This is a genomic window from Caballeronia sp. AZ1_KS37 (genome assembly GCF_023631165.1).
Taxonomy (GTDB): domain Bacteria; phylum Pseudomonadota; class Gammaproteobacteria; order Burkholderiales; family Burkholderiaceae; genus Caballeronia; species Caballeronia zhejiangensis.
Window position 1 is genome coordinate 13,095 of record NZ_JALQDP010000029.1, and the last position, 14,036, is coordinate 27,130.

Annotated in this window: 10 protein-coding genes; 5 read left to right on the forward strand and 5 right to left on the reverse strand. The window is 64.6% G+C overall.

What is annotated here, in order from left to right; genetic code table 11:
• Positions 1–12: 12 nt before the first annotated feature.
• The 5 genes from NCS00_RS15585 to NCS00_RS15605 all read right to left on the reverse strand — a co-directional run bounded on the left by NCS00_RS15585 (position 13) and on the right by NCS00_RS15605 (position 6,082).
• Positions 13–2,235: a xanthine dehydrogenase family protein molybdopterin-binding subunit gene (locus NCS00_RS15585; protein ID WP_250440455.1), complete on the reverse strand. Its 2,223-nt coding sequence runs from the start codon at positions 2,233–2,235 to the stop codon at positions 13–15.
• Positions 2,232–3,221 carry an FAD binding domain-containing protein gene (locus tag NCS00_RS15590; protein WP_008353811.1) on the reverse strand — a complete coding sequence of 330 codons (990 nt, stop codon included), beginning with the start codon at positions 3,219–3,221 and terminating at the stop codon, positions 2,232–2,234. The genes NCS00_RS15585 and NCS00_RS15590 overlap by 4 nt, the downstream gene beginning before the upstream one ends.
• Before the next feature lie 10 nt (positions 3,222–3,231).
• On the reverse strand, positions 3,232–3,924 hold the full coding sequence (locus NCS00_RS15595; protein ID WP_250435556.1) for a (2Fe-2S)-binding protein: 693 nt from the start codon (positions 3,922–3,924) through the stop codon (positions 3,232–3,234).
• A 309-nt stretch (positions 3,925–4,233) separates the two neighbouring features.
• Entirely contained in the window at positions 4,234–4,749 is a 516-nt protein-coding gene (locus NCS00_RS15600) for an isochorismatase family protein (RefSeq protein WP_008353809.1), read from the reverse strand.
• Between the two features lie 4 nt (positions 4,750–4,753).
• Positions 4,754–6,082: an inositol monophosphatase gene (locus NCS00_RS15605; RefSeq protein WP_250440456.1), complete on the reverse strand. Its 1,329-nt coding sequence runs from the start codon at positions 6,080–6,082 to the stop codon at positions 4,754–4,756.
• A gap of 62 nt (positions 6,083–6,144) precedes the next feature.
• On the opposite strand from NCS00_RS15605, the gene NCS00_RS15610 reads away from it, so the two are divergent.
• The 5 genes from NCS00_RS15610 to katE all read left to right on the forward strand — a co-directional run bounded on the left by NCS00_RS15610 (position 6,145) and on the right by katE (position 14,016).
• Positions 6,145–6,567 (forward strand): GFA family protein, encoded by a 423-nt coding sequence (locus NCS00_RS15610; protein ID WP_008353807.1) that lies wholly within the window; start codon positions 6,145–6,147, stop codon positions 6,565–6,567.
• A gap of 7 nt (positions 6,568–6,574) precedes the next feature.
• Positions 6,575–7,486: a DUF72 domain-containing protein gene (locus tag NCS00_RS15615; protein ID WP_175979128.1), complete on the forward strand. Its 912-nt coding sequence runs from the start codon at positions 6,575–6,577 to the stop codon at positions 7,484–7,486.
• Between the two features lie 151 nt (positions 7,487–7,637).
• Complete coding sequence (locus NCS00_RS15620) at positions 7,638–9,224, forward strand: S53 family peptidase (RefSeq protein WP_250440457.1); 1,587 nt, start codon at positions 7,638–7,640, stop codon at positions 9,222–9,224.
• A gap of 43 nt (positions 9,225–9,267) precedes the next feature.
• Positions 9,268–10,965 (forward strand): S10 family peptidase, encoded by a 1,698-nt coding sequence (locus tag NCS00_RS15625; protein ID WP_175979130.1) that lies wholly within the window; start codon positions 9,268–9,270, stop codon positions 10,963–10,965.
• Positions 10,966–11,895: 930 nt separating this feature from the next.
• Positions 11,896–14,016: a catalase HPII gene (katE, locus tag NCS00_RS15630; RefSeq protein ID WP_241484931.1), complete on the forward strand. Its 2,121-nt coding sequence runs from the start codon at positions 11,896–11,898 to the stop codon at positions 14,014–14,016.
• Positions 14,017–14,036 lie beyond the last annotated feature (20 nt).

The following is a 14,036-nucleotide window of genomic DNA, read 5'->3' on the forward strand; positions in this document are numbered from 1 at the left end:
CGTCGTTTCACTTCACGCCATCGTCGGCGGCAGGATTTTGTCGAGCGTAATCGGCAGATCGCGCACACGCGCCCCCGTCGCGTGATACACCGCGTTGCCGAGCGCGCCTGCCACGCCCGTAATGCCGATCTCGCCGATGCCCCGCGCGCCGTGCGGATTGATATGCGGGTCCGGCTCGCCGACGAACGCGATATCCAGCATGCCGATATCCGCGTTCACCGGGACGTGATATTCCGCGAGATTCGCGTTCGTATAGCGCCCGTAGCGCGAATCCATCTCGCTCTTTTCCAGCAGCGCCGAGCCGACGCCCCACACGATGCCGCCCATCAACTGGCTATGCGCGGTCTTTTCGTTGAAGAGCGTGCCGACGTCGTACACGCCGACGATGCGCGGCACGCGGATGATCCCGAGGTCCGCATCGACATGCACTTCCGCGAACACCGCGCCGAACGAGTGAAACGAATACTGCTTTTTCTCGTCGCCGGGTCGGGTCGTGGCGATCGCCTCGATCGGCTTGCCGCCGTTGCGCGCGATGATCGCCGCCGCGGGATCGCGCTTGTCAGGATTCGACAGGCTCACGACCCAGCCGTTGGACACGGTCACGTCCTCGCGCGCGAGACCGGCGACGGGCGATCCGCGATCCGCGAGCGCCATCGCGATGAGTTGATCGCGCGCCTCCATCGACGCCGCCCGCACCGCCGGCGACACGCTCGCCGCCGATTGCGAGCCGCCCGAGACCGGCGCCTTCGGCAAGGACGAATCGCCGAGCGCGAAGCGCACGTAATCGAGCGGAAAGCCGAGCGCGTCGGCGGCGACCTGCGTCATGATCGTGTACGTGCCGGTGCCGAGATCCTGCGTGCCGGACGCGACCATCGCTGTGCCGTCGGGCAGGATGCGCGCCACCGCCGACGCCTCGCTGCGATTCGCCGGATACGTCGCCGTCGCCACGCCCCAGCCGATGAGCGTATTGCCTTCGCGCATCGACTTCGGCGCGTGGTTGCGCTTGGACCAGCCGAAGGTATCCGCGCCGCGCCGATAGCATTCGAGCAGCGCCTTCTCCGACCACGGCTTCTTCTCCTGCGGCTCCATGTTCGCGTGATTCTTGATGCGAAACGCGAGCGGATCCATGTTCAGTCGATACGCCATTTCGTCCATCGCCGATTCGAGCGCGAACGAGCCGCTCGTCTCGCCGGGCGCGCGCATGAAGGTCGGCGTGCCGATGTCGAGCTTGACCAGCTTGTGCGACGTCGACTGGTTCGGCACCGCGTACAGCATGCGCGTGACGATCGCGGAGCTTTCGGTCCAGTCCTCGAACGTCGATGTCGTCGAAACGACGTCGTGACGCATGCCGGTCATGATGCCGTCGTCGCGCGCGCTCACCTGAAAGCGCTGCTCGGTGAATGGCCGGTTGCCGACCATGCCGAACATCTGCGGCCGTTCGAGCACGAGCTTGACGGGGCGGCCGGTCTGCTTCGACGCCATCGCCGCCAGCACGACGTGCGACCACACCGACCCCTTGCAGCCGAAGCCGCCGCCGACGAACGGGCAGATCACGCGCACGTTCTCATCGGAGATGCCGAAGAACTTCGCGACCGCGCTTTTCGCGCCGGACACGCCTTGCGTCGCGTCGTAGAGCGTGAGATTCGGGCCGTCCCAGCGCGCGACGGTCGCGTGCGGCTCCATCGGATTGTGATGTTCGTACGGCGTCGTGTAGACGGCGTCGAGGCGCGTCGGGCCTTGTTTCAAACCTGCGTCGACGTCGCCGCGTTTCGTCGTGATCGCGCGGCCCATCATCTTTTCCGGCTGATACGCCGAGGCCTTCGCGCGTGTGAAATCCGCGTTGGGCATCGCGGCTTCGTAGCGCACGTCGACGTAACGCGCCGCGCCTTGCGCGTGCTCCAGCGAGTCCGCGACGACGACCGCGACCGGCTCGTTGCTGTAGCGCACCTCGTTGGTCTGCAAGAGCGTGAGCTTGCGCACGGCGGGCGGCTGCGCGTCGGGGACGCCGTTGTTCGGCAGGCGCATCGCGTTCCGATACGTCATCACAAGAAGCACGCCGGGCATCGATTGCGCGCGGCTCGTGTCGATCGACGCGATACGGCCGTGCGCGACCGTGCTCGTGACGATGACCGCATGCGCGAGCTTGGCGTCGGTGTTGTCGGCGGAATAGCGCGCCTGGCCGGTGACTTTCAGCACGCCGTCGGTGCGATCGAGCGGTTTTCCGATGACAGTCATGCGACACCTCCGGCCTGTTGAACCGCGCGCACGATCGCGCGTTGCGCGAGCACGATCTTGAACGCGTTGTCGCGCTGCGGCTGGGCGCCCTGTACGGCGAGCGCGGCGGCGTTCTGCAGCGTGGCTTTATCGAGCGATTGGCCGACGAGCGCGCGTTCGGTCGCGTTCGCGCGCCACGGCTTGTGCGCGACGCCGCCGAGCGCGATGCGCGCGCTTTTCACCGTGTTGCCGTCCATCTGCAACGCGGCCGCGACCGACACCAGCGCGAACGCATAACTCGCGCGGTCGCGCACTTTCAGATACTTCGAGTGCGCGGCGAAGAGCGGCGGCGGCAGATCGACCGACGTGATGAGCTCGCCTGCGTGCAAGGTCGTGTCGAGCTCGGGCCTGTCGCCCGGCAGCCGATGAAACTCCGCGAACGGAATCGTCCGCTCGCCGTTCGGGCCCGCGACGCGCACGACGGCATCGAGCGCCGCGAGCGCGACGCTCATGTCGGACGGATTCGTCGCGATGCACTGACGGCTCGCGCCGAGAATCGCGTGCATGCGATTGTTGCCGTCGATGGCCGCGCAGCCGCTGCCCGGCGAGCGCTTGTTGCATTGAGGAAAGCCGGTGTCGTAGAAGTACGCGCAACGCGTGCGCTGCATCAGATTGCCGCCGACGGTCGCCATGTTGCGCAGTTGCGCCGATGCGCCCGCGAGCAGCGCCTGCGACAGAAGCGGATAGCGTTCGCGCACCCACGCATGATTGGCGGCGTCGCTGTTGCGCACGAGCGCGCCCAGCCGCAGACCGCCATCGGGCAGGGCGGTGATGCCATTCAGGCCGTCGATGTGCGTGATGTCGACGAGCCTCATCGGCCGCATGACGCCGCCTTTCATCAGGTCGAGCAGATTCGTGCCGCCGCCGATGAACATCGTGCCCGGCTGGCTCGCGGCCGCGAGCGCCGCGCCAATATCCGGCGCGCGCTGATAGGAGATCGCGTCCATGTGCGTCTCCTTACGCGTTGCCCGACGCGACGGCTTTTACCGCCGCGACGATGTTCGGATACGCGCCGCATCGACAGATGTTGCCGCTCATGCGCTCGCGAATTTCGTCGTCGGAGAGTTGCGCGGGGCGAAAGCGCACGTCGGCCGTGACCGCGCTCGCGTCGCCGTTGCGATATTCGGCGATGAGCGCCGTCGCCGAGCACAATTGCCCCGGCGTGCAGTAGCCGCACTGAAAGGCGTCCTTCTCGATGAACGCGCGCTGGATCGGCGCGAGCGTGTCGCCGTCGGGCGCGAGGCCTTCGACGGTCGTGACGGATTCGCCGTCGTGCATCACCGCGAGCGTCAGGCACGAGTTGATGCGCCGGCCCGACACGATCACCGTACACGCGCCGCACTGGCCGCGGTCGCAGCCTTTCTTCGTGCCGGTGAGGTTGGCATATTCGCGCAGCGCGTCGAGGAGCGTCGTGCGCGCCTCGACCTGCAGTTCATACGGATGGCCGTTGATGGTGAGCTTCACGGGCAACATCGGCGTGGCGGCGGGCGGCGGCGCCAAGGCAGGCGTCGCAGCCGGTTGCTGCGCGTGCGCGTGCGGCGCGGCGGTCACTGCTGCGGCCGCGGCGGCGGATTGCAGGAAACGACGGCGCGACGGCTTTTGCGCCGCGTCGCTGGCGTCGTCGTGAGGATGGGTATCGGCTGGGGACATGGCGATCGGTTGCTCCTCGCTCGTTCGGAAGGGCGTCGACGGGCTCAAGTCTTCACGGGGATTCGCTCGCAGCCGATTGCGACGGATCGGGCGGAGCGCCGATGCTCGAGTCCTCGGGGCGGCGCAAGAGGCGCGGTTCGCGATCGTTCGGCAACTGTAAGGGAACCGAACGTTCGTCGAGCCGCAATCGCAGACTACAGCAAGTGGGGTGCCATGCGCTCGGGACGGACGCTGGCTGGCTTATGAGCGGGCCGTGCGGGTAAATGCTGCATGCGCGCGTAAAACTAACGGTCTGGTTCGAAACCCACGTCACTTGATCAGCGCAAGCACGTCCCGAAAGCGCGGATGCCGGCAACTGCCCATCCATCCGAAGATCGTCGTTTCGACCGTCGTGAGCCGCGCGCCGTCCTGCCGCGCCCGTTCGATCGCGACGGCGCGATCCGCGGCTCGCCGCGACGCGACCGCGTCCGCCACGAATTCCACGCGATAGCCGAGCCGCAACACTCCGAGCACCGTCAGCAGCACGCACACATGCGCCTCCGCGCCGGCGACCCACAGCGTCGCGGGCGCGGGCGGCAGCGCATCGACGAACGCGGGTTCGAGCGTCGCATCGAATGTGTGCTTTTCGACGACTTTCGCCGACCGGAGATCGACGGGCAGGCTTTCGACCGTCCCGCCGAGCCCGCGCGGATTCTGCTCCGTAAAAAGCACCGGCACGTCGAGCAGGTTCGCCGCGCGCAAGAGCGTGCCGGCGCGCTCCGTCAGACGTTGCGCGCCATCCAGATGCGGCAGGAGCCGCGCCTGCATGTCGACGATGACGAGCATCGCGTCAGGCCTCGCTCTCCATGATCCGGTCGATGAGCCGCGCGTTCTCGCCCGCGGAGCCGATGCCCGCATGCTTGGCCATCGGCACGAAGAAGTGCGTGGCGATCGGCAGCTTCGAGCGTTCGAGCCAGTTGGTCAGATGCGCGGCGAGGCGCTTCGCCGGCGTCTTCAGTTCCTCGCGCAGCACGCCGGGCAGCTTCTCGAAGTGCCGCATGTCGGTCTGATACGGCTCGGGCGCGACGCACAGCGCGTTCGGCCGGCCATCGACATCGACGGGAAGGCGTTCCAGCGCCTGATGCAGCAGCGCGACGCCGAGGCCCTCGCCGCGCCACGGCTTTCTCACTTCCCACAGGCTGATGTAAATCACGCGATGCGCGTTGTAGACCTCGCACAGCTTGTCCGGACCGAGCGCTTCCGTCGATGCGAGCGCGAGCGAGAGCATTTCGCCCGAGTAAGTGTCGAGCGTGTAGACGAGATCGGCGCTGCTCGTGAGCGGCGGCACCTTGACGAGTTTCAGCCGCACCGCCGCCGCGACGATATCGCTGCCCGCCTCGTGGAAGACGGCGAACGCGGTGCCGAGCCGCTCGTCGTCGACCTGCGGGTATTCGTGACGATAGGTCATCGTGAAGAGAAACGGCCCGATCTTCTCGCGATACGCGAGCGGCCTGTCGACGTCGTAATCGTCGACGCCGTCGAGACCGTACGGATCGTAATCGCGCTTTTCTCGCCGCTCGCCGTTTTGCGCGGCGGCGAGCGCCGCGAGCGGACGGCGCGATTCCGGCACGAGATCCTCCGGCAAACCTTCCCAGCTCAGACGCAAAAACTCCCGTCCGCCGCGATAGTGCGTCTCGAAGAGCGAAAGAACCGGCTCGCCCGCGACCGGATCGAGAATGCGCTGGGCGCACTCGTAGGCGCGGTCGAGCAGCTGATCGGCTTCGGCGGGATCGGGCGCGAGATGCGGCTCGCTGCCTTGCGGCTCGGCGGGCAAGCCTTTTGCAACGCGTTCCTTGTGCGCGAGTTCGAGCCATTCGTCGGCCGCGCGTTCGGCGATGAAACCCGCCGCGATGCGATAGCCCGTCAGCACGATCGACTGGCCGGTGCGGCCGAGCGGGAACACGTACTCGTCGTTCATGACGTCGTCGACGGTGACGCCGCGGAACGTTTCGCGCGGCGCGTTCGCATTCGCGACCGCATCGAAGCGATCATGCGACAGCACGTGGGCGACGAGGTCGGATGCGGCCGGACCGAACTCCGATCCGGCGCCGGGAAGCAGCTTCAGCAGGGACAAGGTACTCGCGGTATACGTGGTGCCGGTCGTGCTTGGTGTGCTCATGAGTGCCATCTCCGATCGTGAAGGGTTATCGTAACAAACCATCGTATTTACGGGAGAGATCGATGAGCGTTGAAAAGGACGAAACGCGGGCGGCTACGGTTCATGAAGGCGGATGCGCGTGCGGCGCGTTCCGCTTTCGCGCGACGGGCAAGCCCATTCGCGTCTGCATCTGCCACTGCACGACGTGCCGGCAAGTGCATGGCTCCGCCTTCGGAGCTTATGCGATTTACGCGCGCGGCAACGTGATGATGAGCGGCAGCCTTTCGACGTGGAAGAGTTCCGACGATGGCCGGCGGCACTTCTGCCCGGCGTGCGGCTCGGTCGCGTACATGGAATTCACGACGCGCGACGAGGTCGATCTGCCCATCGGCGCATTCGACGAAACCGGCGTCTTCGAGCCGACTTACGAGCTCTGGTGCAAGCATCGCGAGCCGTGGCTGCCGCAGGGCGCGCGGGCGGAATACGACGAAGGCCGTCCGCACTAGGCGCGCGATGACCGGGCGCATCCGCATCGGTATTTCGGGCTGGCGCTATGCCGGCTGGCGCGGCGTGTTCTATCCGAAAAAGCTCGCGCAGGCCCGCGAGCTCGATTTCGCGTCGCGCGCGGTCCAGACGGTCGAGATCAACGGATCGCATTATTCGCTGCAAAGCGTGACGAGCTATCGCGCGTGGCGCGACGCGACGCCCGATGGCTTCGTCTTCAGCGTGAAGGGGCCGCGCTATCTGACGCACATGCTGCGTTTTCGCGACGAAACGGCGATTCCGGCGATCTCGAACTTCTTCGCGTCCGGCGTGCTCGCGCTCGGCGACAAGCTCGGTCCGTTCCTCTGGCAGTTTCCGCCGAACTTTTCCTTCCGTCCCGAAGCCTTCGAACGCTTTCTCGAATTGCTGCCGAAGGATACGGTCGCCGCCGCGCGGCTCGCCCAGGGCCACGACACGCGCGTGAAAGACCCGTGGTTCGAGCCCGGAAGAAAGCGCGCGCTGCGGCACGCGATCGAGATCCGTCATCCGAGTTTCTGCACCGATGAATTCGTGCGGCTGCTGCGCAAACACGGCGCGGCGCTGGTCGTGTCGGATTCGGTGGCCGGCTGGCCCTATGCCGAAGATCTCACGTCCGACTTCACTTATTTGCGGCTTCACGGCAGCGAAACGCTTTATGGCGGCAGCTATAAGGACGAGGCGCTCGACGAATGGGCACGCCGCATCGAATGCTGGGCGTCGGGCGGACAGATCGCCGACGCGCGGCTGATTTCATCGGCGAAAGCACGGCCGCGCGCGGGCCGCGACGTCTTCTGCTACTTCGACAACGATCAGAAAGTGCGCGCCCCGTTCGACGCGCGACGCCTGATGGAGCGCCTCGGCATCGCGCTCCCCGCCGAGCCGCACATCGAGACGAAACGTTGAAGACCGGGACAGCTTTTGTCTCGCTGGAACTGCATGCTCTCGTCAACGGTCCGAGCAATTGCATTCGCGCCCGGAAAATAAGACGATAAGCGCGGGCAGCGGCAGGATCGAGAAACTTTGATTTTCATGGCCAACGAGGAGCATCGATACCATGACGAAGCAACCGGTCAGCGGCAGCGACAAGATTCATCCCGAAGGCGCGCAATGCATCGGCGACTGCGATCCGTCCGAACAGATCGAAGTCATCGTGATGCTGCGGCGCAAGGACGAGGCGGGCTTCAAGCAGATGATGGCGCGCATCGATTCTGGCGAAGCGCCCGCGCAAGCCGTATCGCGCGAGGAATTCGACAAACGTTTCACCGCCTCGGACGACGACATCGCCAAAGTGAAGGCGTTCGCGCAGCAGTACGGCCTGACGGTCGTGCGCGCGGAAACCGAAACGCGCAGCGTCGTGCTGAAAGGGACCATCGAACAATTCCAGAAGGCTTTCGACGTCAAGCTCGAACGCTTTCAACATCACAACATCGGCGAATATCGCGGACGCTCGGGGCCGGTGAAGGTGCCCGACGAAGTGCACGACGCCGTCACCGCCGTTCTCGGCCTCGACAGCAAGCCGCAGGCGCGTCCGCACTTTCGTTTCCGTCCGCCGTTCAAGCCGGCGCGCGGCGCGGCGAGCGCGTCGTTCACGCCGGTCGATCTCGCGCGTCTCTACGATTTCCCCGATGGCGACGGCGCGGGCCAATGCATCGCCATCATCGAGCTGGGCGGCGGCTATCGCGATGCCGATCTTTCCGCGTACTTCTCGAAGCTCGGCGTGAAGTCGCCGCAAGTCGTGTCGGTCGGCGTCGATGGCGGCAAGAACGCGCCCACGGGCAATCCGAACGGCCCGGACGGCGAGGTGACGCTCGATATCGAGGTCGCGGGCGCGGTGGCACCGGGCGCGCGCATCGCCGTGTACTTCGCGCCGAACAGCGACGCCGGTTTCGTCGATGCCGTCAATCGCGCGCTGCACGATTCCACCAACAAGCCTTCGGTCATATCCATCAGTTGGGGCGGGCCGGAGGCGAACTGGTCGTCGCAATCGATCGGCGCGTTCAACGACGTGCTGCAAAGCGCGGCCGCGCTCGGCGTGACGGTGTGCGCGGCATCGGGCGACAGCGGCTCGTCCGATGGCGCGGGCGACGGCGCGGATCACGTCGACTTTCCGGCGTCGAGCCCGTATGTGCTCGGCTGCGGCGGCACGAGCCTGAAGGCGTCGGCGACGGGCATCGCGAAGGAAGTCGTCTGGAACGACGGCGATCAGGGCGGCTCGGGCGGCGGCGGCGTGTCCGGCGTGTTCGCGCTGCCGGCGTGGCAGAAGGGTTTGTCGGTGATGCGTAACGGCAAGCCAACGGTGCTCGCGAAGCGCGGCGTGCCGGACGTTGCGGGCGACGCATCGCCGCTGACCGGCTATGAGGTGCTGATCGACGGCGAGGATACGGTCGTCGGCGGCACGAGCGCGGTCGCGCCGTTGTGGGCTGCGCTGATCGCGCGCATCAACGCGATCAACGGTTCGCCATCGGGCTTCGTCAATCCGAAGCTCTACACGGCGAAGACGGCGTTTCGCGACATCACGGAAGGCAACAACGGAAGTTTTTCCGCGGCGGCCGGCTGGGACGCGTGCACCGGCATGGGCAGTCCCGACGGCGCGAAGATCGCGGCCGCGTTGAAACCCGCGAAGTCTTTGAGCAAGGCGTAAGACAGTGAACAACAACCACGACGACGATTCTGGAGCGATCACGATGAACTCCGATCCACTGGCAGCGAGCGACAAACCTGCGAACGCGGAAGAGCCGGCCTTGACCGCCGCCGCGAAGAAAGCGCCGAAGAAGACCACGACGGCGAAGAAGGATCAGCCGTATTTCGATCCGGTCGCGTACGGCAACGGTCCCGACGACGCCATCGCGGCGACCGAGGCCGACGAGAACGCGGCGATCACGCATCACAGCGTGACGATCGGCGGCGCGAAGATCGCTTATACGGCGACGGTCGGCCATCTCGTCACGGTCGATCCGAGCAGTTCGAAGCCGAGCGCGAAGATGTTCTACGTCGCGTTCACGAAAGACGGCGCGAAGGAAGAGGCGCGTCCGCTGACCTTCTTCTATAACGGCGGGCCGGGGTCGTCGTCGGTGTTCGTGTTGCTCGGCTCGTTCGCGCCGCGCCGCATCAAGACGGCGATGCCGGGCTTCACGCCGCCCGCGCCGTATCAGATGGAAGACAACCCGGACAGCCTGCTCGACCGCAGCGATCTCATCTTCATCAATCCGGTCGGCACGGGCTATTCGGCGGCGATCGCGCCGAACAAGAATCGCGATTTCTGGGGCGTCGATCAGGATGCGGGGTCGATCGCGCAGTTCATCAAGCGTTATCTGACGAAGAACAATCGCTGGAATTCGCCGAAGTTTCTGTTCGGCGAGTCGTACGGCACGGCGCGCAGTTGCGTGCTCGCGTACAAGCTGCATGAGGACGGCATCGATTTGAACGGCGTCACGCTGCAATCGTCGATTCTCGATTACGCGCAGGCGGGCAATCCTGTCGGCGCGTTGCCGACCGCCGCCGCCGACGCGTGGTATCACAAGAAACTCGGCGTGCATCCGACGCCGACCAACTTGCTGACGTTCGTGGAGGAAGTCGCGGAGTTCTCGCGCACGGATTATCTGAACGCGCTGCGCAAATTTCCGCAGACGGACGATGAAGTGGTCGAGAAGCTCTCCGAATACACGGGCATCGACCGCGCGACGTTGCTGGCGTGGAGTCTCGATATCGCGGCTTACGACAGCCGGGGGAATTCGCTTTTTCTCACGACGCTCTTGAAGTCGAAGGGCGAATCGCTCGGCTCCTACGATGGTCGCGTGACGGCGATATCGACGGGCATCGCGGGCAAGATCGATCCGAATTCGGGCGGCAACGATCCGACGATGACCGCGGTGAGCGGCGTCTACACGACGATGTGGAACAGCTATCTGAACGAGCAGTTGAAGTTCACGTCGACGTCGTCGTTCACGGACCTGAACGATCAGGCGTTCCTCAACTGGGACTTCAAGCATACGGACCCGACGGGCGAACAGAAGGGCCTGGATTCGAAGGGCAACATCATTCTCTACACGGCGGGCGATCTCGCCGCGGTGATGGCGCTGAACGTCGATCTGAAGGTGCTGGCCGCCAACGGGATGTACGACTTCGTGACGCCGTTCTATCAGACGATCATCGACTTGCAGCAGATGCCGCTGATCGACAAGACGGTGCGGCAGAATCTTTCGGCGACGTTTTATCCTTCCGGACACATGGTCTATCTCGATGGCGGATCGAGGACGCAGCTCAAGGCGGATCTCGCGAAGATGTACGACGAAGCGACCACGAATCATGCGGCTATGAGCCGGATCATTACGTTGCAGAAGACTACGGCGGATAAGTTGGGGGCGTTGTCGCCGGTGGGGTGATGGTTTGCTTTTACCGCGAGGCGGTGGGGTTCGGGGGTTTTTGTTTTGTTGTCGCCGGATCCCGTATTCGTGTCGGCTCCGGTTTTTCGCCGGATCCCGTATTCGTGTCGGCTCCGGTTTTTCGCCGGATCCCGTATTCTTAGTGGTCTATTAGCACTGCCCCTGTGCGGGGCGGCACTTACTTTCTTTGCTGCTGCAAAGAAAGTAAGCAAAGAAAGCAGCTTCCGATACGCCCGCGGTCACACGCAATTTGGGTAGTCCTCTCGTCCATCGTGGGCTGCCTAAAGAGTGCCCTCATAGGCCCCATCGGGCTTGGCTCGCGCACGGTCTGCCACATCGCACCACACAACAAACTGGCTCAGCACCAAATAGCTCCAGCCCGCTGCGCGGCCGACCGGTCTATCGGGTCGGCGCGTGCTTCGCTACTAACATCTTTATCGCACTGCGCGCGCAAACCGATGGCTTCCTTTGCAGACCCGGCGGCAGCGCGTAGCGCTGTGCCGAAGCTCTTTCGTGCTGCACCAGCGCGCTCAACGTTTTCGGGCGGCGGACCGTGCGCGAGCCAAGCCCGATTAGGTGTTTGAGGGCACTCTTTAGGCGAGTGCCATCTTGGACGAGAGGACTACCCAAATTGCGTGTGACCGCGGGCCTGAAAAGCTGCTTTCTTTGCTTACTTTCTTTGCAGCAGCAAAGAAAGTGAGTGCCGCCCCGCACAGGGGCAGTGCTAATAGACCGCTAAGAAAACGGGATCCGGCGACTACAGCAAAGAAAGTGAGTGCCGCCCCGCACAGGGGCAATGCTAATAGACCACAAAGAAAACAGGATCCGGCGAAAACAACCACGGCGAAAAGCACCCCCGCCCGGGAACATCAATTGCTGTGGAGGACCGCAAGTCCTCACCCAAACCCCGGAGTCCGCAAAAAAATGGCAATGGAGAAGCAACCGCCCGAAGGCGGCGTAGCCCGCACCCCCTCGCAGAGCAACACCAACAAAAAAGTCGAATCCCTCGAAACGTTCCGCTCCGACGCGACCAACCAGGCCCTGACGACAAACCAGGGCGTCAAGATCGCCGATAACCAGAACACCCTGCGCGCCGGCGAACGCGGCCCTTCGTTGCTCGAAGACTTCATCATGCGTGAAAAAATCACGCACTTCGACCACGAGCGCATTCCGGAACGCATCGTCCACGCCCGAGGCTCGGCCGCTCACGGCGTCTTCAAGGTGTACGAATCGCAGGCCGAACTGACGAAGGCCGCCTTCCTGCAAGACCCGTCGAAGGAAACGCCCGTCTACGTGCGCTTCTCGACCGTGCAAGGCTCGCGCGGCTCAGCCGATACCGTTCGCGACGTGCGCGGCTTCGCCGTCAAGTTCTACACCGAAGAAGGCAATTTCGATCTCGTCGGCAACAACATGCCGGTATTCTTCATTCAGGACGCGATCAAGTTCCCCGACTTCGTCCACGCGGTCAAACCCGAGCCGCACAACGAAATGCCGCAAGGCGCATCCGCGCACGACACCTTCTGGGACTTCGTCTCGCTCGTGCCCGAATCGGCGCACATGGTGCTCTGGACCATGTCCGATCGCGCGATTCCCCGCAGCCTGCGCACGATGGAAGGCTTCGGCATCCACACCTTCCGCTTCATCAACGCGCAAGGCAAAGGACGCTTCGTCAAGTTCCACTGGCGGCCGACGATCGGCTCCGCATCGTTGCTCTGGGACGAAGCGCAGAAACTCGCGGGCAAGGATTCGGACTTCCATCGGCGGGATCTCTGGGAAGCGATCGACAACGGCGACTATCCCGAATGGGAACTCGGCGTGCAGATCGTCGAAGAAGAGGATGAACACAAGTTCGACTTCGATCTGCTCGATCCGACCAAGATCATTCCCGAAGAGCTCGTGCCGCTCAAGATGATCGGCAAGCTCACGCTGAATCGCAATCCCGATAACTTCTTCGCCGAAACCGAGCAGGTCGCGTTCTGCCCCGGGCACATCGTGCCGGGCATCGATTTCACCAACGATCCGCTGCTGCAAGGGCGTCTGTTCTCCTACACCGACACGCAGATCAGCCGTCTCGGCGGCCCGAACTTCCACGAAATTCCGATCAACCGGCCGCTCGCGCCACTCGCCAACGGCCAGCGCGACGCGATGCATCGCCAGACGATCGACAAGGGACAGGCGTCCTACGAGCCGAATTCCATCGACGGCGGATGGCCGAAGGAAACCCCGCCCGCCGCATCGGGCGGCGGCTTCGAAAGCTACACGGAGCGCGTCGAAGGCTCGAAGATCCGCGTGCGCAGCCCGTCGTTCAAGGACCATTATTCGCAAGCCACGCTCTTCTGGAACAGCATGACCGATCCGGAAAAGGATCACATCGTCGGCGCGTATTCGTTCGAGTTGTCGAAGGTCGAGCGCAAGCACATCCGCGAGCGCCAGCTCGGCATTCTCGCGAACATCGATGAGACGCTCGCCGCGCGCGTCGCCGAGAATCTCGGCTTGCCCGCGCCGAAGAAGAACGCGGATGCCGACGAGCTCGGCAAGTCTTCGGTGACGGAATCGCCGGCGCTGTCGATCGTCGCGAAAACGAAGCCGTCGATCAAGACGCGCAAAGTCGCCATTCTCGCCGCGCCCGGCGCCGATGCCGCGAGCATCAAGGCCGTACAGGACGCGCTGAAAGCCGAGGGCGCGCACGCAAAGGTCATCTCGCCGACGCTCGGCTCGCCCGCGCAAGGCATCGAGGCCGATGCGACCATCCTCGGCATGCCGTCGATCATGTTCGACGGCGTGATCGTCGCGGGCGGCAAGGACAGCGCGAAGACGCTGTCGGAATCCGGCGACGCGCGTCACTTCGTGCTCGAAGCGTTCAAGCATCTGAAGGCCATCGGCGCGATCGGCGACGGCGAGGACCTGCTCGCGGCCGCGCATCTGCCGGGCGGCGAGGAAGGCGTCGCCGTGGGCAGCGACGCGAATGCCGTGCTGAAGAGCTTCATCGAAGCGATGAGCAAGCATCGCGTGTGGTCGCGCGCGCAAAAGGCGGAGTCGGTGCCCGCCTGACGCGCGTTTCGCGCCGCGCA